20 protein-coding genes are annotated in these 18784 nt (G+C 68.6%); 5 read left to right on the top strand and 15 right to left on the bottom strand.

Features of this window, described 5'->3' with window-relative positions:
- Nucleotides 1-30: 30 nt before the first annotated feature.
- From AC07Q9_RS07930 to AC07Q9_RS07915, 4 genes are all read left to right on the top strand, one after another.
- The gene (locus tag AC07Q9_RS07930) at nucleotides 31-1014 is read left to right on the top strand and encodes an aliphatic sulfonate ABC transporter substrate-binding protein (RefSeq protein WP_495308606.1); all 984 of its coding nucleotides are present in this window, start codon (nucleotides 31-33) and stop codon (nucleotides 1012-1014) included.
- Nucleotides 1015-1033: 19 nt separating this feature from the next.
- The gene (gene solA / locus AC07Q9_RS07925; protein ID WP_495308604.1) at nucleotides 1034-2260 is read left to right on the top strand and encodes an N-methyl-L-tryptophan oxidase; all 1227 of its coding nucleotides are present in this window, start codon (nucleotides 1034-1036) and stop codon (nucleotides 2258-2260) included.
- Nucleotides 2261-2325: 65 nt separating this feature from the next.
- Complete coding sequence (gene panE / locus AC07Q9_RS07920) at nucleotides 2326-3258, top strand: 2-dehydropantoate 2-reductase (protein WP_495308602.1); 933 nt, start codon at nucleotides 2326-2328, stop codon at nucleotides 3256-3258.
- Nucleotides 3259-3272: 14 nt separating this feature from the next.
- Nucleotides 3273-3974 carry an aspartate/glutamate racemase family protein gene (locus AC07Q9_RS07915; RefSeq protein WP_495308600.1) on the top strand — a complete coding sequence of 234 codons (702 nt, stop codon included), beginning with the start codon at nucleotides 3273-3275 and terminating at the stop codon, nucleotides 3972-3974.
- Nucleotides 3975-3977: 3 nt separating this feature from the next.
- Here AC07Q9_RS07915 and AC07Q9_RS07910 read toward each other — a convergent pair whose 3' ends face one another.
- Both AC07Q9_RS07910 and AC07Q9_RS07905 read right to left on the bottom strand, forming a co-directional pair.
- On the bottom strand, nucleotides 3978-4286 hold the full coding sequence (locus AC07Q9_RS07910; protein ID WP_492676907.1) for a hypothetical protein: 309 nt from the start codon (nucleotides 4284-4286) through the stop codon (nucleotides 3978-3980).
- Nucleotides 4287-4297: 11 nt separating this feature from the next.
- Nucleotides 4298-5659, bottom strand: coding sequence for an NAD(P)/FAD-dependent oxidoreductase (locus AC07Q9_RS07905; protein WP_495308599.1), 1362 nt, complete (start codon nucleotides 5657-5659; stop codon nucleotides 4298-4300).
- Between the two features lie 132 nt (nucleotides 5660-5791).
- Here AC07Q9_RS07905 and AC07Q9_RS07900 point away from each other — a divergent pair, with 132 nt between their 5' ends.
- The gene (locus AC07Q9_RS07900) at nucleotides 5792-6760 is read left to right on the top strand and encodes an alpha/beta hydrolase family protein (protein WP_495308598.1); all 969 of its coding nucleotides are present in this window, start codon (nucleotides 5792-5794) and stop codon (nucleotides 6758-6760) included.
- Nucleotides 6761-6766: 6 nt separating this feature from the next.
- Here AC07Q9_RS07900 and AC07Q9_RS07895 read toward each other — a convergent pair whose 3' ends face one another.
- From AC07Q9_RS07895 to AC07Q9_RS07835, 13 genes are all read right to left on the bottom strand, one after another.
- Nucleotides 6767-8605 (bottom strand): family 2A encapsulin nanocompartment cargo protein cysteine desulfurase, encoded by a 1839-nt coding sequence (locus AC07Q9_RS07895; RefSeq protein ID WP_495309943.1) that lies wholly within the window; start codon nucleotides 8603-8605, stop codon nucleotides 6767-6769.
- Nucleotides 8606-8671: 66 nt separating this feature from the next.
- Nucleotides 8672-9604 carry a family 2A encapsulin nanocompartment shell protein gene (locus AC07Q9_RS07890; protein ID WP_042579703.1) on the bottom strand — a complete coding sequence of 311 codons (933 nt, stop codon included), beginning with the start codon at nucleotides 9602-9604 and terminating at the stop codon, nucleotides 8672-8674.
- Nucleotides 9605-9668: 64 nt separating this feature from the next.
- A complete protein-coding gene (locus tag AC07Q9_RS07885) occupies nucleotides 9669-9938 on the bottom strand; it encodes a helix-turn-helix domain-containing protein (RefSeq protein ID WP_062470032.1) in 270 nt (89 codons plus the stop codon).
- Nucleotides 9935-10855, bottom strand: a complete 921-nt coding sequence (epsC, locus tag AC07Q9_RS07880; RefSeq protein WP_070060834.1) for a serine O-acetyltransferase EpsC — start codon at nucleotides 10853-10855, stop codon at nucleotides 9935-9937. Before epsC ends, AC07Q9_RS07885 begins: the two co-directional genes overlap by 4 nt.
- Nucleotides 10856-10892: 37 nt before the next feature.
- Nucleotides 10893-11375, bottom strand: a complete 483-nt coding sequence (locus tag AC07Q9_RS07875; protein ID WP_495309942.1) for a rhodanese-like domain-containing protein — start codon at nucleotides 11373-11375, stop codon at nucleotides 10893-10895.
- A gap of 242 nt (nucleotides 11376-11617) precedes the next feature.
- Nucleotides 11618-11833: a TOBE domain-containing protein gene (locus AC07Q9_RS07870; RefSeq protein ID WP_007829250.1), complete on the bottom strand. Its 216-nt coding sequence runs from the start codon at nucleotides 11831-11833 to the stop codon at nucleotides 11618-11620.
- Between the two features lie 52 nt (nucleotides 11834-11885).
- Nucleotides 11886-12482, bottom strand: coding sequence for a malonic semialdehyde reductase (locus AC07Q9_RS07865; protein WP_495308597.1), 597 nt, complete (start codon nucleotides 12480-12482; stop codon nucleotides 11886-11888).
- Between the two features lie 16 nt (nucleotides 12483-12498).
- Complete coding sequence (locus AC07Q9_RS07860; RefSeq protein ID WP_495308596.1) at nucleotides 12499-13788, bottom strand: O-acetylhomoserine aminocarboxypropyltransferase/cysteine synthase family protein; 1290 nt, start codon at nucleotides 13786-13788, stop codon at nucleotides 12499-12501.
- 36 nt (nucleotides 13789-13824) lie between these two features.
- Nucleotides 13825-14655: an ATP-binding cassette domain-containing protein gene (locus AC07Q9_RS07855; RefSeq protein ID WP_495308595.1), complete on the bottom strand. Its 831-nt coding sequence runs from the start codon at nucleotides 14653-14655 to the stop codon at nucleotides 13825-13827.
- Between the two features lie 4 nt (nucleotides 14656-14659).
- On the bottom strand, nucleotides 14660-15619 hold the full coding sequence (locus AC07Q9_RS07850; protein WP_495308593.1) for an aliphatic sulfonate ABC transporter substrate-binding protein: 960 nt from the start codon (nucleotides 15617-15619) through the stop codon (nucleotides 14660-14662).
- An 11-nt stretch (nucleotides 15620-15630) separates the two neighbouring features.
- The gene (ssuC, locus tag AC07Q9_RS07845; protein WP_495308592.1) at nucleotides 15631-16491 is read right to left on the bottom strand and encodes an aliphatic sulfonate ABC transporter permease SsuC; all 861 of its coding nucleotides are present in this window, start codon (nucleotides 16489-16491) and stop codon (nucleotides 15631-15633) included.
- 8 nt (nucleotides 16492-16499) lie between these two features.
- Complete coding sequence (gene ssuD / locus AC07Q9_RS07840) at nucleotides 16500-17669, bottom strand: FMNH2-dependent alkanesulfonate monooxygenase (RefSeq protein WP_070060840.1); 1170 nt, start codon at nucleotides 17667-17669, stop codon at nucleotides 16500-16502.
- A gap of 149 nt (nucleotides 17670-17818) precedes the next feature.
- A complete protein-coding gene (locus tag AC07Q9_RS07835; RefSeq protein WP_495308591.1) occupies nucleotides 17819-18778 on the bottom strand; it encodes a sulfonate ABC transporter substrate-binding protein in 960 nt (319 codons plus the stop codon).
- Nucleotides 18779-18784 lie beyond the last annotated feature (6 nt).

Below are 18784 nucleotides of genomic sequence, written 5' to 3'. Positions count from 1 at the left end.
TCGGCCGCGCGACGCGGCCCCGCTCTTCCCATGCACTTCCCACGCTCTTCCTCACCCGCCGTCTCCCGGCGCCTTCTGCTTCGCGCCGGCATCGGCGCCGCCGCCGTGGCCGCGTCAGCCCCGCTGTTCGCGCAGACGCGCGCCCGCACGCTGCGCATCGGCTACCAGAAGTTCAACACGCTCAACATCCTCAAGGGCACGGGCCAGCTCGAGAAGGCGCTCGCGCCGGCCGGCGTGAACGTCGAGTGGCGCGAGTTCCTCGGCGGCAGCCAGCTGTCGGAAGCGCTGGCCGCCGGCGCCATCGACTTCGGCCACGCCTCCGACGGCATCGGCGTGTTCCAGCAGGCCAGCGGCAAGGGCCTGGCCTACCTCGCGGCCGAAAGCCCCTACCCCGGCGGCGTCGGCTTCCTGGTGCCGCACGACTCGCCGATCCGCAGCGTGCGCGACCTCAAGGGCAAGAAGGTCGTCACCGGCCGCGGCTACAACACGCAATACGTGCTGATCCGCGCACTCGAAGCGGCCGGCCTGCGCTACGAAGACATCGAGCCGGTCTACATCGTCACGGCCTCCGACACCGTGGCCGCCTACCAGTCGGGCAGCGTTGCGGCCATCGGCCTGTGGGACCCGTTCCTGGCCGGCGCGCAGGTGGCGACCGAGTCGCGCCTGCTGTTCGACGGCAGCGGCCTGAGCGGCAACCGCACCTACCACTTCGCGCAGCCCGCCTTCGCGCGCGCCAACGCCGACACGCTGCGCACCGTGTTCGCCGAGCTGCGCAAGGCCAACGACTGGGCGCAGGCCCACCCCGGCGACGTGGTGGCCACGCTCGCGCCGCAGCTGAAGGTCGAGCCCAAGGTGCTGGCGCTGGCGACCGAACGGCGGCACTATGGCGTCGTGGCGCTCACGCCCGCCATCGCCCGCGAACAGCAGGGCCTGGCCGATGTGTTCGCGCAGCTGAAGCTCATTCCCCAGCCCATCGCGGTGAAGGATGCGTTTCTGGACCTGAACCTTGTGTGACGACGAAACCTCTCGCCCCGTGACCCGTTCCCCTACTCATTACGACGCGATCGTCATCGGCCTGGGCGCCCTCGGCGCGGCCACCCTCTACCAGCTCTCGCAACGCGGCGCGCGCGTGCTCGGCATCGACCAGTTCGCGCCGCCGCACGACCGCGGCTCCTCGCACGGCGATTCGCGCATCACCCGGCTGGCCGTCGGCGAAGGCGACGAGTACGTGCCGCTGGTGCACCGCTCGCACGCCATTTGGCGCGAGCTCGAGGCGCGCACCGGCCGACCGCTGATGACCACCACCGGCGGCCTCATCCTCGCGCCGCGCGACCGCGTGGCCGAGCACCACGGCAAGTCCGACTTCGTACGCCGCACCATCGCTTGCGCCGAGCGCTTCGACATCGCGCACGAGGTGCTCGACGCGGCCGGCATCCGCGCGCGCTACCCGCAGTTCCACCTGCAGGGCGACGAGATCGGCTACCTCGAACGCGACGCCGGCTTCGTGCGCCCCGAAGACGCCATCGCCGCCCAGCTCGCCGTGGCCCGCGCCGACGGCGCACAGACCCGCACCGGCGAGCGCGTGCTGGGCGTCGAGCCCGTGGGCAACGGCGACACCGTGCGCGTGCGCACCGAAACCGCGAGCTTCACCGCCGACCAGGTGGTGGTCGCGGCCGGCGCCTGGCTGCCCGAATTCCTCGGCCGGCAGGCGCGTACCGACTGGCAGGCGCACTTCTCGGTGCACCGCCAGGTGATGCACTGGTTCGACACCGGCCCCGCCGCCGCGGCCGACTTCGCGCCTGGGCGTTTTCCCATCTTCATCTGGATGTTCGGCGACGCGCAGGAAGACTACATGTACGGTTTTCCGGCCTCCGACCCGTCGCAGCCCGCGCTGAAGGTCGCCACCGAGCAGTACGTCGACGCCACCACGCCCGACGCACTCGACCGCGAGGTGAGCGCCGAAGAAAGCGCCGCCATGTACCGCCACCGCGTGGCCGGTCGCTTTCCACAGATCGCAGGGCACGCACTCAAGGCCCGCGCCTGCATGTACACCGTCACGCCCGACCGCCGCTTCGTGATCGACGCGCTCGACGGCCTGCCGAATGTGCTGATCGTCTCGGCCTGCTCCGGTCACGGCTTCAAGCACTCGGCCGGGCTGGGAGACGCCATCGCCGACTGCGTGCTGGGCCGCGAGAGCGCGCATGGCCTCGACCTGCGGCCCTTTGCCCGCGAGCGACTGGCGACCTCGCAACACCCCTGAGGCGCCCGCGCGCGATCCGGGGCATCATCGCTTCCGATCTTCAGTTTCTTCGGAGGCAGCGCGCGATGCGATTCCTGATGGTGGGTGCGGGAGCACTCGGTGGTTACTTCGGCGCACGCCTGCTCGCGGCAGGCCGCGATGTGACCTTTCTACTGCGTCCCGGCCGCGCGGCCCAGCTGGCCACGACCGGGCTCGTGGTGCGCAGCCCCTTCGGCGACCTCGACCTGCCCACGCCGAAGCATGTGCTGGCCGAGCAGATCGGCGGCCCGTACGACGTGGTCGTGGTCGGCTGCAAGGCCTACGACCTCGACGCCACCATGGACTCGTTCGCGCCCGCCGTCGGGCCCGACACCGTCATCCTTCCGCTGCTCAACGGCCTGGGCCACATCGACCGGCTGGTCGCGCGCTTCGGCGAGGCGCGCGTGCTCGGCGGCCTGTGCATGATCTCCGCCACGCTCGACGACGAGGGCCGCGTGCAGCACCTGAACGACATGCACAGCCTGAGCTACGGTGAACGCGCCGGCGGGCGCTCGCCGCGCATCGACGCCATCGCGGCCCAGTTCGCCGGCGCGAACTTCACGGCCACCGCGAGCGAGTCCATCGCGCAGGACATGTGGGAGAAGTGGGTCTTCATCGCCTCGGCCGCGGGCCTCACGAGCCTGATGCACGCCTCCATCGGCGACATCGTGGCGGCCGGCGGCGAAGACGTGGCGCTCGCGATCTTCGACGAGTGCTGCGCCATCGCCGCCCACAACGGCTTTGCCCCGCGGCCCGGCGCCATCACGCGCGGCCGCGCAGTGGTCACGACCGCCGGCTCGCCCATGACCGCCTCCATGTACAAGGACATGGCCCGCGGCGCGCGCGTCGAGGCCGACCACATCCTGGGCGACCTGCTGGCCCGCGCGCCGCGCAGCGCATCGGCCACGCCGTCGGTGCTGCGCACGGCCTACGTGCACCTGAAGGCCTACGAGTTCCGGCGCGCCCACGAGGCCGATTGAACGGCGGCAACACCATGGCCGACACGCTCGCCTTTCTCCATACCGCGCAGGTGCATGTGCAGACCTTCGGCAGCCTGGCCCGCGAGATCGCGCCCGAGCTGCGCGTGCAGCACCTGGTGATGGAAGAGCTGCTCGCCGATGCGCGCACCCTGGGCATCGACCACGCCGGCCTCATGGCGCGCGTCCACGAAGCCATGCGCGACGCCGCCTCGGACGGCGCCTCGGTGGTCGTGTGCACCTGCTCGACCATCGGCGGCATCGCCGAGAAGACCGCCACCGGCGGCGCCTTCGCCGCCCTGCGCATCGACCGCGCCATGGCCGACCGCGCGGTGCGCAACGGCCCGCGCGTGCTGATCGTCGGCGCCGTCGAAAGCACCATCGACCCGACCCTGTCGCTCGTGCTCTCCGCGGCCCGGCAGGCCGGTGTCGGCATCCGCGCCAGCACGCTGCTGGTCGACGATGCCTGGGTGCACTTCCAGTCCGGCGACATCGCGCGCTACGTGGCCACGCTGGCCGAATCGATCCGCGCCGCGGCCGACGGCACCGACGTGATCGTGCTGGCGCAGGCGTCGATGGCGCCGGTGACGGGGTTGCTGGCGGACCTCAAGGTCGATGTGCTCAGCAGTCCGCAGCTGGGGGTGGCACATGCCGTGGCAACGCTGCGCGCGTCGAGCACAGCCTGGGCGACCGGCCGCGAAGACCTGCGGGGCTGGTAGCGCCTACAGCAGGAACACGGACGCGAGCACCAGCGCCGGAAACAGCAGGACCAGCGTGGCGCCCATGGCCAACGCATACCGAGCCCATTTCTGACGCGTGTTCTTCTGCGGTGAAAAAACTTCCCACCACAGCACGACCGTCGCCATGCCCTGGAGACCGAGGTGCCAGGCCAGCGCGCGATAGAGGCAGGTCAATGCCATATAGCCGCAGGTGCGGGCATCGCCATAGCCGTTGTAGCTCCAGACGGCCATGAGCAACCCGAGGCCGACCAGCGCCACGCCAATGGTGGTTCGGGACACCCGCACGGCCATGCGCCGAATCCTCAGTCCGACTTCTGGATCGTCTCCCCCTTCAACGCCCCCATGTCGCGGATGTTGAAGCGGTGCTGCTTCCACCCTGCCATGGTGCGTCGGAAGTTGGCCAGGGAGATGCCGTAGTACAGCACCTTGAACATGCGCAGCGCGCCCCACATCGGCGTGCCCTTGTAGATGTCGCCGGCCAGCAGCGACATCAGCGCCTCTTTCACCCGGAACGGGTTGCCGGGGTACATGAACATGTCGCGGATGGTCGGGTTGGTCACGCGGTAGATGAACCACGAGTACTCGCGCGGGCCCTTGCGCATCATGGCCTCGAAGCCTTCGCGCGCGCGGGCCAGTTCGGCCGGCTGGTCGAGCGCGGTGGCCACCAGTTCGGCGCCGTCGAAGGCGCTGTGCATCGCCAGGTACACGCCCGATGAGAACATCGGGTCGATGAAGGTGAAGGCGTCGCCCAGCAGCAGGTAGTTGTCGCCCGTGGCGTGCGTGCTCGAGTACGAGAAGTTGCCCGTGGCGTGCACGGCGTCGTCGACCAGGGTGGCGTTCTTCAGGCGGTCGGCCAGCACCGGGCACAGCGCGATGGTGTCGTAGAAGAATTCCTTCAGCGACTTCTCGCGCGTCTTCAGGTAGTAGGGCCAGCACACCGCACCCACGCTGGTCGTGCCGTCGGCCAGCGGAATGAACCAGAACCAGCCGTGCGGGAACCAGCAGATGCTGATGTTGCCTTCCTTCTTGCCCTCGAGCCGCTCGGCATTCGTGAAGTGGCCGAACAGCGCGGTGCTGTTGTGGTCGGGGTTCTTCTGCTTGCAGCGGAATTTGTTGGCCAGCAGCGTGTCGCGGCCCGTGGCGTCGACCACGAAGCGCGCGCGCCAGCTGCGCTTGGCACCGTCGTCCATCACGGCCTGCACGGTGGCGCCGTCGGCGTCGAAGGCCACGTCGCGCACCTTGCAGCCTTCGAAGGTCTGGGCACCGCGCGTGGCGGCGTTGCGGAACAAGAGCTCGTCGAGCTCGGAGCGGCGCACCTGCCAGGCGGAGTCGAGCGACTTGTCCCAGCCTTCGGCGAACTCCACGTAGCTGCGGTGCTCGTGCTCGGGCGAGACGAACTCGATGCCGAACTTCGGCATGCCGATCTTCTCGACCTGGTCACGCACGCCGAGCCTGTCGAACAGCTCGACGTTCGCGGGCAGCAGCGACTCGCCGATGTGAAAACGCGGGTGGTGCTCTTTCTCGACCAGCACCACCTTGCGGCCCTGCTGCGCCAGCAGCGCCGCGACGGTCGAACCCGCGGGGCCGCCGCCGATCACGAACACATCGCAGGAATCGCTGACAGAGGAAGGAGCACCGGAAGAAGAAACCTGAGGCTGGGACATGCGAAGACAAGCAGCGTGATGGACAGCGACAGAGCATAGCGCGCCCGCATCGCACGACGCAAAACGGGCTGGCGGCACGGGGCCGGAGGCGGCACACTGGCGGCCCGTTCAGCCCCCTACCCCTTGCGCACCATGACCCTGCATCGCCTTGCCCTGCTCGCCGCCCTCTGCGTGTCCGCCGCATGGAGCCATGCCGCGGGTTTCAGCTTCATCGAGGTGCCGGCCGACAAGGACGGGCCGGCCTTGCGCGGCGCGGTGTGGACGCCTTGCGAGGCAGCACCCGGCGAGATCGCGTTCGGCCTGATCGCCATTTCGGCCACCAAGGACTGCCCCATTGCCGGCACGGGCCTGCCGCTGGTGCTGATGTCGCACGGCTCGGGCGGCTCGTTCCTCGGGCACCACGACACGGCCGCGGCGCTGGCCGACGCGGGCTTCGTGGTCGCCGCCATCAACCATCCGAACAACAACTTCCAGGACATGGAGCGCCGGGGCCATCTCTCGACATTTGCCGCGCGGCCCGTCGATATGCGGCGGCTGGCGGATCACATGCTCAAGGCGTGGCCCGGCCACACGAAGATCGCCGCCGAACAGGTCGGCTTCTTCGGCTTCTCCCGCGGCGGCTACACCGGCCTCGTCGCGACGGGCGCGGTGCCCGACTTCAAGCAGGGCCTGCGCTTTTGCACGCCGGCGTCGAAGATTCCGTTCTGCGGCCAGATCCAGCGCCAGGAACTGCCCGCGCCGCCGGTGCGCGATGCGCGCATCAAGGCGGCGGTGATCGTCGACCCGTTGAGTTTCTTCGATACCGAGGGGCTGAAGCAGGTCACGGTGCCCGTCCAGCTCTGGGCCTCCGCGCGCGGCGGCGACGGAGTGACGCTGGACGACGTCGAGGCGGTTCGCCGCAACCTGCCTTCCGCGCCGAACTGGTACGTGCCCGCGAACACCGCGCACTTCGCCTTCCTGGCGCCCTGCGCGCCGGCCATGGCCAAGGCCTTGCCGGAGATCTGCAGCGATGCCGGCGGCTTCGACCGCGTCGCCTTCCACGCCGACTTCAATGCCAAGGTGCTCGCCTTCTTCAGGCAGCACCTGGCATCGAAGCCCTGAGCCGGCTCAGCGCGTGCGCCGCTGGCCGGCGAGCCGCCGCACCACCGTCACCAGCCGATCGATCTCGTCGAAGGTGTTGTAGAACGCCAGCGACGGCCGCACCGTGGTCTCGACGCCGAAGCGCCGCAGGATCGGCTGTGCGCAGTGGTGCCCCGTGCGCACCGCGATGCCTTCGTCGTTGAGCGCGTGGCCCACCTCCTCGGTGGTGTAGCCGTCGAGCACGAAGGACATCACGCTCGCCTTGTCGGCCGCCGTGCCGATCAGCCGCACGCCGGGAATCGCGCCCAGTTGCGCCATGCCGTACACCAGCAGGTCGTGCTCGTAGCGAGCGATGTTCTCGATGCCGACCTTGTTCACGTAGTCGATGGCTGCACCCAGGCCCACGGCATCGGCGATGTTGCCGGTGCCGGCCTCGAACTTGTTCGGGATCGGCTGGAACACGGTCTTCTCGAAGGTCACGTCGGCAATCATGTTGCCGCCGCCCTGCCACGGGGGCATGTCTTCGAGCACTTCGCGCTTGCCCCAGACCACGCCGATGCCGGTCGGGCCGAACACCTTGTGGCCTGAGAACACGAAGAAGTCGGCGCCGATGTCCTGCACGTCCACGCGCATGTGCGAGACCGACTGCGCACCATCGACCAGCGCCTTCGCACCCGCGCGGTGCGCCAGCTCGACGATCTCCTTCACCGGCACCACGGTGCCCAGCGCGTTCGAGACCTGCGTGACCGCGACGATCTTCGTGCGGTCGTTCAGCAGCTTGCGGTACTCGTCGAGCAGCACCTGCCCCGAGTCGTCCACCGGGATCACGCGCAGCTTCGCGCCCTTGGCGGCGGCGAGCTGCTGCCACGGCACGATGTTGGCGTGGTGTTCCAGGTTCGACACGATGATCTCGTCGCCCTCGCCCACGTGCTGGCCACCCCAGCTCTTGGCCACGAGGTTGATGGCCTCGGTGGTGCCGCGCACGAAGATCACCTCTTCGACTTCGGGCGCGTTGATGAACTTGCGCACGCGTTCGCGCGCACCTTCATAGGCGTCGGTCGCGCGCGCGGCCAGTTCATGCGCCGCGCGGTGGATGTTCGAGTTCTCGTGTGCGTAGAAGTACGCGATGCGGTCGATGACCGACTGCGGCTTGTGCGTGGTGGCGGCGTTGTCGAACCACACGAGCTGCTTGCCGTTCACGCGCTCCTGCAGGATCGGGAAGTCGCGGCGCACGGCGTGCACGTCGAACGGCGGATGCTGGCCGCTGCCGGCGAGCGGCACCGCATCAGGGCCGCGCGGATCGGGCTTGGCCGGCGTGACGAAGCCGTTGGGCAGGCGCACCGCATCGACGAAATAGAACTGCGCGTCGCGTCCGACCGGCGCCGCAGGCGGGCTCGGTGGCAACGCGGGCTGCGCGGTCGGCGCGGCAAGACCCGCGAACGGATCGTGGATCGCAAAGCCATCGCTGGCGGTGCCTGCCGTCGGATGCCCGTAGCTGTTGTTCAGGAAGTAGAACGGCGATGCGGAGGCCGCCTGCGGCGACGCAGGCGCCCCCACCTGCTGCGGCACGCCCTGCACCGCGCCGCCCGAGCGCGGCTCGAAGGCCGGCGCCACCGACAGCACCGTGTCCGGCACGCCATTGCCCGCCACCGCATGCGGCAGCAGCGCCGGCGCGCGGTTCGCGAGCGACGGCAGCTGCGTGGGCGATGCGGGCAGCACATTGGCGCCCGGAATCTGCCCCTGCGGGATCGGCGTGCCCGGCACGCTCGGCCCGAAGCCGGCGGGGCTCACCAGCGGCGAGCCCGGCGGTGCGATGTTGGCGGGAAACTGCGCGCCCGGCGGCGCGGAGAACATGGCGCTGGCCATGCGCGCGAGAACGGCCGGATCGAACGGCGCCTCGCCCGGGAACGTGGGTGTGCTGCTCACCGCGGCTTACTTGTAGGTGTCGGGATAGTCGTGGTACTTGCCGATCTCGACGTCGTCGAGCACGGCCAGCGCGTCGGTGGTCAACACCGCGAGCGAGCAGTACAGCGAGATCAGGTACGACGCGATCGCGTGATTGTTGATGCCCATGAAGCGCACCGACAGCCCCGGGCTCTGCTCGCCCGACAGGCCCGGCTGGAACAGGCCCACCACGCCCTGGCGCTTGTCGCCCACGCGCAGCAGCAGGATCTTGCTCTTGCCGTCGGCCACCGGCACCTTGTTCGACGGAATCAGCGGAATGCCGCGCCAGGTGATGAACTGCGAACCGAACAGGCTCACCGTGGGCGGCGGCGTGCCGCGGCGCGTGGCTTCACGACCGAACGCGGCAATGGCCAGCGGGTGCGTGAGGAAGAACGCGGGCTCCTTCCACACCTTGGTCAGCAGCTCGTCCAGATCGTCGGGCGTGGGCGCGCCGGTCAGCGGGAAGATGCGCTGCTCTTCGCTCACCTGCGCCAGCAGGCCGTAGTCGGGGTTGTTGATGAGCTCGCTCTCCTGGTTCTCCTTGATCGTCTCGATCGTCAGGCGCAGCTGCTCCTTGATCTGGTCGTGCGGGCTGCTGTACAGGTCGGAGATGCGGGTGTGCACGTCGAGCACGGTGCTCACGGCATTGAGGTAGTGCTCGCGCGGGTTCTCTTCGTAGTCGACGAAGGTGCGCGGCAGCTGGTTCTCTTCTTCGCGCGAGGTGCAGGTGACCTTGATCGACTCGGGATTCTTGACCTTGTTGACGCGGTAGATGCCCGCCTCCACCGGCACCCATTGCAGCAGGTGCGTCAGCCAGCGCGGGCTGATGGTCTCGAGTTGGGGAACGGTCTTGGTGGCGTTGGCTAGCTGGCGGGCGGCGTTGTCGCCAAGGGCGGTGGTACCACCGACTGTTGCACTCATGGATCAAGGCTCCGTGGGTTGAGGAAAAAGTGATCGCCAGTGTCTGGCGACCACGGGTTTCCCCTCAACAGGCTATAGCCGCCAAGTTGATCCGCCGTGCAAGGCGCGACTGCTCCAGTTGCTCGCAACGCGCGAGCAGGTTGACGATGTTGATGCCCAATGCAGTGGCCAGCTTCTGCGCCGTGACGATCGACGGGATCACGCGCCCGCGCTCGATCTCGCCCACGTACGAGCGGTTCAGATCGGAACGCTCGGCCAGCTCTTCCTGCGACCAGCCCTGCCCTTCGCGCAGCTGGCGCACGGTGACGCCGAAGTCTTCGACGAAGGCTTTCATACGCCGCCCGCCTTCGGTGCGCTGTTGTTCTGCAGGCTGGCCTGCGTGACGCTGGCACCGGGCTTCACGTCGTCGGTGATCCACACGTTGCCGCCGATGACCGCGCCCTTGCCCAGCGTCACGCGGCCCAGGATGGTGGCGCCCGCGTAGATGACCACGTCGTCCTCCACCACCGGGTGACGGGGCAGGCCCTTCTGCAGGTTGCCTTCGGCGTCGGTGGGGAAGCGCTTGGCGCCGAGCGTGACGGCCTGGTACAGCCGCACGCGCTTGCCGATGACGGCCGTCTCGCCGATCACGACGCCCGTGCCGTGGTCCATGAAGAAGCCCGCATCGATCGTCGCGCCCGGGTGGATGTCGATGCCGGTCTGCGCATGCGCCAGTTCGGCGACGATGCGCGCGAGCAGCGGCAGGCCGAGCTCGTAGAGCCGGTGCGCGAGGCGGTGGTGGATCATCGCGAGCACGCCCGGATAGCACAGCAGCACCTCGTCGACGCTGCGCGCGGCAGGGTCGCCCTGGTAGGCCGCGAGCACGTCGCTGTCGAGCAGCCGACGCAGGCCCGGCAGCGCGTTCGCGAACTGGCGCACGGCTTCGGTGGCCGCTGCGTCGATCTCGCTCGCGGGGCGCGGCGCCAGCCGTGCGTTGAAGTTCAGCTCGAGCCGGGCCTGCACCAGCAGCGCCTGCAAGGCGGCGTCGAGCGTGTGGCCCACGTAGAAATCCTCGCTCTCGTGGCGCAGGTCCGGCGGGCCCAGCCGCATCGGAAAGAGCGCGCCCTTGAGCGACTCGACGATCTGCGCCAGCGCATCGCGCGACGGAAACTCGCGCGCACCGGGCTCGCGCGAACGGCGCTGCGAATCGCGCCATTCATCGCGCACCTCGTGCAGTGCGCGCACGATGTCACTCACTTCGAATTGAGCCATGTGTTTTTTCCTCCCGTGTGTATCTATCGATGGGGGTTCAGTCCTGCACCCACAGCAGGCCATGGAAACGCCAGCCGTCGGACCCGCCCCGGTGCTGCCGCGCATCGATCTCGCCCTCGAAGCCTTCGACCACGTTGAACACGTGCGTGAAGCCGGCCTTGGCAGCGGCTTCGGCCGCCAGCGCGGAGCGCTTGCCGCTGCGGCACAAGAGCAGCACCACGGCCTCCTTACCACCGTCCTTGGCCACCTTGGCTTCGAGCTCGCGCACGAAGCGCGGGTTGCGCGTGAGCGCGGTGCCCGTGGCCCAGGCCACGTGCAGGCTGTCGGGCACATGGCCGACGAACTTGCGCTCTTCGCCGGAGCGCACGTCCACGAGCAGGGCCTGGCCGTCCTGCACCAGCTGCCAGGCCACGGGGGGCGTCACGCCGCCAGCGTAGGGCCAGTTCTTTTCGATGGCTTGCGCGCGCGCCTGTTCGAGGGCGGGCGGCAAGGCGATGACATCTTCAACTTCCACGGACATGCGGTTCGGCTCCTGTTGTACGTTGGTCATTCCATCTTCCTTGATGGCGATAACCACCACTGTAGGAGTGCGAAGGCCAAGGTCAAACGACTCAAAAGTCGATTCTTAACAACCTTGTGATCTATGGGGTGCTGCTTCAGGGCGCGCTCGGCGTCCTGCGCACACGCTCCAAACCAGCAGCGCTGAAACGAAAAACCCCGGTACCAAAACAGCACCGGGGAATCGCAAAGCCCGAGGGTCCGTCAGAGCTTGGCGATCGAAACTTCGGTCGACTTCACGAGTGCGACCACGTCGGAACCCACCTTCAGCTGCAGCTCGTCGACCGAGCGCGTGGTGATGACGGAGGTGACGATGCCCCAGGCGGTTTCGACATCGACTTCGGAGACGACGTCGCCGCGGATGATCTCGCGGACCTTGCCCTTGAACTGGTTGCGGACGTTGATGGCTTGGATGGACATGGTGATTTCTCTTTCAGGGTTGACAGGGGTTGTGAGTGAAAACGGCCGGCGCTCAGACGATCTCGGCCACGTCGTCGAACGCCAGCCGGGGCCCGCGTTCGAAAGTGCCGGCGTGGTCGGCCACGCCGAGGTTGACGAGGAAGTTCGCGCGATAGCGGCCGTCGGGGAAGAAGGCCTTGTCGACCAGGTCGGCGTTGAAGCCCGACTGCGGCCCCGCGTCGAGCCCGAGCGCGCGCGCCGCCAGGATCAGGTAGGCGCCCTGCAGGCTGCTGTTGCGAAAGGCCGTGGCCTGCGCGGCGTCGGCGCTCTTCTCGAAGAAGGGCTTGGCGTCGTAGGCCGGGAACTGCGTGGGCAGGTGCTCGTAGAAGCGCGTGTCGTGCGCCACGATCACCGTCACGCCGGCCTGCAGCGTCTGCGCGGTGTTGCCCGCCGACACCGCCGGCTTCAGCTTGGCCTTGGCCTCCTCGCTGCGCACGAACACGTAGCGCGCAGGCTGGGCGTTGTAGGCGGTCGGGCCCCATTTCACGAGGTCATACAGCTGGTGGATCAGCGCGTCGGTCACGGACACCGGCTTGAAGGCGTGCACGGTGCGCGCCTTGCGGAACAGCTGGTCCAGCGCACCGTCGGGAATGGCTTGCAGTGTGGTCATTTCTTGGAACGCTGTGTCAGTTCGATGCGGCGGCCAGGGCCTGGTCGAGGTCGGCAATCAGGTCGTCGATGTGCTCGATGCCCACCGACAGGCGCACCGTGTCTTCCGTGACGCCGGCGCGGGCCAGTTCTGCGGGCGACAGCTGCCGGTGCGTGGTCGATGCGGGGTGCGTGGCCAGCGAGCGCACGTCGCCGATGTTCACCAGGCGCGTGAAGAGCTTCAGCGCATCGAGGAACTTCGCCCCGCCCTCGCGACCCGCGCCGATGCCGAAGGTCAGCACGCCGCTGGACTTGCCGCCGAAGTACTTCTTCGCCAGCGGGTAGTCGGCATGGTCTTCGAGCGCGGCGTAGTTCACCCAGTTGACGGCCTTGCTCTGCTTCAGGTGTTGCGCCACCGCCAGCGCGTTGCTGCTGATGCGGTCCATGCGCAGCGCCAGCGTCTCGATGCCCTGCAGGATCAGGAAGGCGTTGAACGGCGAAATGGCCGCGCCCGTGTTGCGCAGCGGCACCACGCGCGCACGGCCGATGTAGGCCGCCGGGCCCAGCGCCTCGGTGTAGACCACGCCGTGGTAGCTCACGTCGGGCTCGTTCAGGCGCTTGAAGCGCTCCTTGTGCTCGGCCCACGGGAACTTGCCCGAATCGACGATGGCACCGCCGATGCTGGTGCCGTGGCCGCCCAGGTACTTGGTGAGCGAGTGCACCACGATGTCGGCGCCGTGCTCGATGGGCCGGCTCAGGTACGGCGAGGGCACGGTGTTGTCGACGATGAGCGGCACGCCGTGGCGGTGCGCGATTTCGGCGATGGCCGCGATGTCGGTCACGTTGCCCGCCGGGTTGCCCAGCGACTCGACGAACACCGCCTTCGTGCGCTCGTCGAACAGCTTCTCGAAGCTGCTCGGGTCGCGATGGTCCGCGAAGCGCGTGGTGATGCCGAACTGCGGCAGCGTGTGGGCGAACAGGTTGTAGGTGCCGCCGTACAGTGCCGTGCTGCTGATGATGTTGTCACCGGCCTCGGCAATCGTCTGGATCGCGTAGGTCACGGCCGCCTGGCCCGAGGCCAGTGCCAGCGCGGCGATACCGCCTTCGAGCGCGGCCACGCGCTGCTCCAGCACGTCCTGCGTCGGGTTGTTGATGCGGGTGTAGATGTTGCCCGGCACCTTCAGGTCGAACAGGTCGGCGCCGTGCTGCGCGCTGTCGAAGGCATAGGCCACGGTCTGGTAGATCGGCGGCGCGACGGCGCGGGTGGTGGGCTCGGGCGAGTAGCCGGCGTGGACCGACAGGGTTTCGAATTTCCAGTTCTGCGACATGCGACTGCCTTTCAAAGGGGGAATGAATGAAACGACTCAGATCGCCCAGCGCAGGGCATGGGCCTGGGGTGTGAGCCAACTGGTATCGGTGCTTTCCACATCGGTCTCTTCGGACTTCTGCAGCACCCGGTCGAGGATTCGTTTTTCGATCGCGGCAAAGGCCGGGTCGCCCTGCGAGCGCGGACGGGCCAACGCAATGTTCTCGTCGAGCGCGATGCGGCCGTCCTCGATGAGGATCACGCGGTCGGCCAGGGCCACGGCTTCCTGCACGTCGTGCGTCACCAGCAGCGCGGTGAAGCGGTGGCGCTGCCACAGGTTCTCGATGAGGCGGTGCATCTCGATGCGCGTGAGCGCGTCGAGCGCGCCCAGCGGCTCGTCGAGCAGCAGCAGGCGCGGGTGATGCACCAGCGCGCGCGCCAGGGCCACGCGCTGGCGCTGCCCGCCCGACAGGCGCGCCGGCCATTCGTTCTCGCGGTCGGCCAGGCCGACCTGCGCCAGCACTTCCTTGCCGCGCGCCTTGGCGTCGTTCGGCAGGCCCAGCGTCACGTTGTCGAGCACGCGGCGCCAGGGCAACAGGCGCGCTTCCTGAAACATGATGCGGGTGTCGTCGTGCAGGCCGCTCACGGCCTTGCCGTCGGTGTAGAGGCCGCCAGAGGTGGCTTCCTCGAGGCCCGCGATGAGCCGCAGCAGCGTGCTCTTGCCGCAGCCGCTGCGCCCGACGATGGCGATGAACTGGCCCGGCTCGATGGTCAGCTGCGTGTTGCGCAGCACCTCGCGCGCGCCATAGCGCTTGTGCAGGCCGCGCGCCTCGAGGCGCACGCCACCGGCAATGGCTTGGGGTTGGATGTCTTTGAGAACGGCACTCATGAATTCAGGCCCCGGGGTTGAACAGCGCCACCTTCAGCGCATCGATTTTTCTGGGCAGCAGCTTCTCGGCGAAGAAGGCATCGGCGATGCGCTGCTGTTCGGCCAGCCCGCCGGGCACCACGGGCCGCACGGCGTAGCTGCGGCGGCTGTTGGCTTGCTCGATGGTCGGGGCGTCGAGCCCCCACACAGGCGCGAGCAAGGCCGCGGCCTCTTTCGGGTTCTGCTTGACCCACTTGCCGGTCTTCTCCAGCTCGGCGTAGACCACGCGCAGCACGTCGGGCCGCGCCTTCGCGAACTTGGTGCTCGCCAGGTAGTAACGCTGGTACGACGCAATGCCCGCGCCGTCGGCCAGGATGCGCACCTTCGACTGGCGCTGGGCGGCGGCCAGGAACGGGTCCCAGACCACCCAGGCGTCGATGGCGCCGCGCTCGAAGGCGGCGCGGCCGTCGGCCGGCGTCAGGTAGGCGGGCTCGATGTCCTTGAACGAGAGGCCGGATTTTTCGAGTGCGGCGATCAGCAGGTAGTGCGCGCCGGCCGCTTTCGCGAAGCCGACCTTCCTGCCCTTGAGATCGGCCACGGTCTTGAGCGGCGACTCGTCGCGAACGACGATGGCCTGCGCGGCCGGCGATGGTGCTTCCTGCGCCAGAAAGGTCAGGTCGGCACCGGCCGCCTGTGCGAACACGGGCACGGTGTCGGCGACGTCGGCGCTGATGTCCAGGTTGTCGAGGTTCAGCGCCTCGAGCAGCGGCAGGCCGCTGGTGAATTCGTGCCAGCTCAGCGAAACGTTGAGCGGCGCGAGCTGCTTCTCGAGCGTGCCCTGCACCTTCAAGAGCGCGATCAGCGTGGACGACTTCTGGTAGCCGAAGCGCACCGTGGCGGGCCGTTGCTGCTGTGCCAGCACGGCACCTGCGCTCAGCGCGCTCAGCGTCGCAATGGCAGTGCGGCGATTGATGAGGTGGTTCATGTCCCCTGCCCTCACTTCGCCGGCTTCTTCTGGTAGCCGGGGTGCCAGCGCAGCCACCATTGCTCCAGGCCGCGCGCGAACAGGTCGGCCAGCTTGCCGAGCAGCGCGTACAGCAGGATGCCCACGAGCACGATGTCGGTCTGCAGGAACTCGCGGGCGTTCATCGTGAGGTAGCCGATGCCGGCCTGCGCCGAGATGGTCTCGGCCACGATGAGGATCACCCACATCAGGCCCAGCGAGAAACGCAGGCCCACCAGGATCGACGACAGCGCACCCGGCAGGATCACCTCGCGGTACAGCTGCCAGCGCGACAGACCGTAGGTGCGCCCCATTTCGATGAGCTGCGGATCGACGTTGCGGATGCCGTGGAAGGTGTTCAGGTAGATCGGGAAGAACACCGACACCGAGATCAAGAAGAGCTTGGCCGATTCGTCGATGCCGAACCACAGGATCACCAGCGGAATGAGCGCCAGCGCCGGGATGTTGCGCACCATCTGGATGGTCGAGTCGAGCAGCGTCTCGAAGAACTTCACCGAGCCCGTGAGCAGGCCCAGCGCCAGCCCCGCGCCGCCGCCGATGGCGAGCCCCGCGAGCGCACGGCCCGCGCTCACCTTCACGTGCGTCCAGAGTTCGCCGGACACGGTGAGCGTCCACGCGGCCTTGACCACGTCGAGCGGTGCCGGCAGCACACGCGTCGAGAGCCAACCCAGCGACGAGGCGATCTGCCAGACGACGATCAGCCCCACCGGCACCAGCCACGGGATGAGCCGCTTCGCGACGTTGAGGGCGAAGCCTCGCAGCGCGCTGCCTGCGTCCCCTGCGGTGTTCGATGCCGGCGCCACCGCCGGCAGTTCCTGTACTTGTTCGGTCATGCGTGTCCTCAGCTTTGCGAGACGAGTCGGGACGGCGCGTCGAGGTTGGCGACGACTTCGCCGAAGGGGCCGCTCAGGGAGCCGCCCGCGAGTTGCGTCTTCGCCTTGCGCGAGAGCAGCGGGAACACCAGTTCGGCGAAGCGATAGGCCTCTTCGAGGTGCGGGTAGCCCGAGAAGATGAACTTGTCGATGCCCAGCGCCGCGTACTCCTCGATGCGCGCCGCCACGGTCTTGGCGTCGCCGACCAGCGCCGTGCCCGCGCCACCACGCACCAGGCCCACGCCGGCCCAGAGGTTGGGCGCGATCTCCAGGTCGGCACGCCCGCGCTTGGCGCCGCCGGCGTGCAGCGCGGCCATGCGGCGCTGGCCTTCGGAATCCATGCGCGCAAAGGCGGCCTGGGCGCGCGCGACGGTCTCGTCATCGACGCGGCTGATGAGTTCTTCGGCGGCTTTCCAGGCGGCGTCTTCGGTCTCGCGCACGATCACGTGCAGGCGGATGCCGAACTGCACGCTGCGGCCCTGGCGCTCGGCGCGGGCGCGCACGTCGGCGATCTTCTTCGACACTTCCGCGGGCGGCTCGCCCCAGGTGAGGTAGGCATCGACCTGTTCGGCGGCCAGGTCGTGCGCCGCCGCAGAAGAGCCGCCGAACCACACAGGCGGATACGGTTTCTGCACCGGCGGAAACAGCAGCCGCGCGCCCTTCACGCTCAGGTGCTTGCCTTCGTAGTCGTAGGTGCCGGTCTCGTGGCTGCGCGCAATGATCTCGCGCCAGATGCGGATGAACTCGGCCGATTGCTCGTAGCGCGCCGCGTGGTCGAGGTACACGCCGTCGCCTTCCAGCTCGGCCTGGTCGCCGCCGGTGACGAGGTTCACGAGCAGGCGCCCGCCCGAGAGCCGGTCGAAGGTCGCGGCCATGCGCGCGGCCAGGCTGGGCTGGTGCAGGCCCGGCCGCACCGCCACCAGAAACTTGAGCTTCTTCGTCGCGCCGATCAGGCTGGAGGCGATCACCCACGGGTCTTCGCAGGAGCGGCCGGTGGGAATCAGCACGCCTTCGTAGCCGAGGTGGTCGGCCGCGCCGGCGATCTGCTGCAGGTACGGCAGGTCGACGGCGCGCGCGCCTTCGCTCGTGCCAAGGTAACGGCTGTCGCCGTGCGTGGGGAGGAACCAGAAGATCTGCATCGGAAACTCTCGATCGTTCGTTGGCTTGCCCGTTCAGACGGCAAGAAGAAAAGGAAGGCGGCGCGCGGCAGACACGACGCCCCAGGCGCGCGCCGTGATGGCCAGCACCTGGCCGGCGCGTTCGTGCAGGACAGTCGACACGGTGGCCATCACGCGATCCCCGCGCCGGCGGCTTCGAGCACGTTGATCTTTCTGGGGATCAGCTTGAGCGCGAAGAAGGTGTCGGCGATCTGCTGCTGCTCGGCCAGGATGGCCTTGGTGATCGGGCCGGTGCCGTAGGCCGTGCGGCCTTGCGACAGGTCGGCCACCGCCTTGGGCAGGCCCCAGATGGCCGACAGCTCGGTCGCCAGTTCGTTGCGGTGGGCGGCACCCCACTGGTCGATCTTGTTGACCTCTTCGATCGCGATGGCCAGCACGTCGGCGTTCTTCGCCACGTAGTCGAGCGACGAGAAGTAGTAGGCGCGGTTGCCGACCACGCCCACGGCGTCGGCCAGGATGCGTGCGTCGAGCGACTGCTGCGCGGCGGCCAGGAACGGGTCCCAGATCACCCAGGCGTCGACCGAGCCTTTCTCGAAGGCGGCGCGCGCATCGGCCGGCGGCAGGTAGACCAGGTTCAGGTCGCTGTAGGCCAGGCCATGTTTCTCGAACAGCTTGACGATGAAGTAATGGACGTTCGAGCCCTTGTTGAGCGCGATCTTCTTGCCCTTGAGGTCGGCCACGCTCTGGATGGCCGAGCCCTTGGGCACCAGCACCGCCTCGGTCTTCGGGCGCGGCACCGTGGCGCCCACGTAGGCCAGCGGTGCACCGGCGGCCTGCGCGAAGATGGGCGGCGCTTCGCCGACGTCGCCGAAGTCGATCGAGCCGACGTTCAGCGCCTCGAGCTGCACCGGGCCGGCCGTGAACTCGGTCCACTTCACGGTGGCGCCCAGCGGCGCGAGCCGCTTCTCGAGCGTGCCGCGGGCCTTGAGCACGCTCAGGTAGCCCTTCTGGTGGCCGATGCGCAACTGGCGCGCGGGGGCCTGCGCCAGGGCGGCGAACGACGACGGCAGCGCGAGGGCGGCGGCTGCGCCCTGCAGCAGGCGGCGGCGGGGAATGGCAATGCGGGTCATGGAAAG

Source organism: Variovorax sp. GW821-FHT09A10, assembly GCF_059418385.1.
This window is presented reverse-complemented; position numbering and strand designations above follow the sequence as displayed.

What these genes read in the sequence shown, in the direction of transcription:
- AC07Q9_RS07930 (WP_495308606.1), top strand. Translation starts at nt 31, where the DNA reads ATGCACTTCCCACGCTCTTCCTCACCCGCCGTCTCCCGGCGCCTTCTG.
- panE (WP_495308602.1), top strand. Translation starts at nt 2,326, where the DNA reads ATGCGATTCCTGATGGTGGGTGCGGGAGCACTCGGTGGTTACTTCGGC.
- AC07Q9_RS07915 (WP_495308600.1), top strand. Translation starts at nt 3,273, where the DNA reads ATGGCCGACACGCTCGCCTTTCTCCATACCGCGCAGGTGCATGTGCAG.
- AC07Q9_RS07910 (WP_492676907.1), bottom strand. Translation starts at nt 4,286, where the DNA reads ATGGCCGTGCGGGTGTCCCGAACCACCATTGGCGTGGCGCTGGTCGGC.
- AC07Q9_RS07905 (WP_495308599.1), bottom strand. Translation starts at nt 5,659, where the DNA reads ATGTCCCAGCCTCAGGTTTCTTCTTCCGGTGCTCCTTCCTCTGTCAGC.
- AC07Q9_RS07900 (WP_495308598.1), top strand. Translation starts at nt 5,792, where the DNA reads ATGACCCTGCATCGCCTTGCCCTGCTCGCCGCCCTCTGCGTGTCCGCC.
- AC07Q9_RS07895 (WP_495309943.1), bottom strand. Translation starts at nt 8,605, where the DNA reads ATGGCCAGCGCCATGTTCTCCGCGCCGCCGGGCGCGCAGTTTCCCGCC.
- AC07Q9_RS07890 (WP_042579703.1), bottom strand. Translation starts at nt 9,604, where the DNA reads ATGAGTGCAACAGTCGGTGGTACCACCGCCCTTGGCGACAACGCCGCC.
- AC07Q9_RS07885 (WP_062470032.1), bottom strand. Translation starts at nt 9,938, where the DNA reads ATGAAAGCCTTCGTCGAAGACTTCGGCGTCACCGTGCGCCAGCTGCGC.
- epsC (WP_070060834.1), bottom strand. Translation starts at nt 10,855, where the DNA reads ATGGCTCAATTCGAAGTGAGTGACATCGTGCGCGCACTGCACGAGGTG.
- AC07Q9_RS07875 (WP_495309942.1), bottom strand. Translation starts at nt 11,375, where the DNA reads ATGTCCGTGGAAGTTGAAGATGTCATCGCCTTGCCGCCCGCCCTCGAA.
- AC07Q9_RS07870 (WP_007829250.1), bottom strand. Translation starts at nt 11,833, where the DNA reads ATGTCCATCCAAGCCATCAACGTCCGCAACCAGTTCAAGGGCAAGGTC.
- AC07Q9_RS07865 (WP_495308597.1), bottom strand. Translation starts at nt 12,482, where the DNA reads ATGACCACACTGCAAGCCATTCCCGACGGTGCGCTGGACCAGCTGTTC.
- AC07Q9_RS07860 (WP_495308596.1), bottom strand. Translation starts at nt 13,788, where the DNA reads ATGTCGCAGAACTGGAAATTCGAAACCCTGTCGGTCCACGCCGGCTAC.
- AC07Q9_RS07855 (WP_495308595.1), bottom strand. Translation starts at nt 14,655, where the DNA reads ATGAGTGCCGTTCTCAAAGACATCCAACCCCAAGCCATTGCCGGTGGC.
- AC07Q9_RS07850 (WP_495308593.1), bottom strand. Translation starts at nt 15,619, where the DNA reads ATGAACCACCTCATCAATCGCCGCACTGCCATTGCGACGCTGAGCGCG.
- ssuC (WP_495308592.1), bottom strand. Translation starts at nt 16,491, where the DNA reads ATGACCGAACAAGTACAGGAACTGCCGGCGGTGGCGCCGGCATCGAAC.
- ssuD (WP_070060840.1), bottom strand. Translation starts at nt 17,669, where the DNA reads ATGCAGATCTTCTGGTTCCTCCCCACGCACGGCGACAGCCGTTACCTT.
- AC07Q9_RS07835 (WP_495308591.1), bottom strand. Translation starts at nt 18,778, where the DNA reads ATGACCCGCATTGCCATTCCCCGCCGCCGCCTGCTGCAGGGCGCAGCC.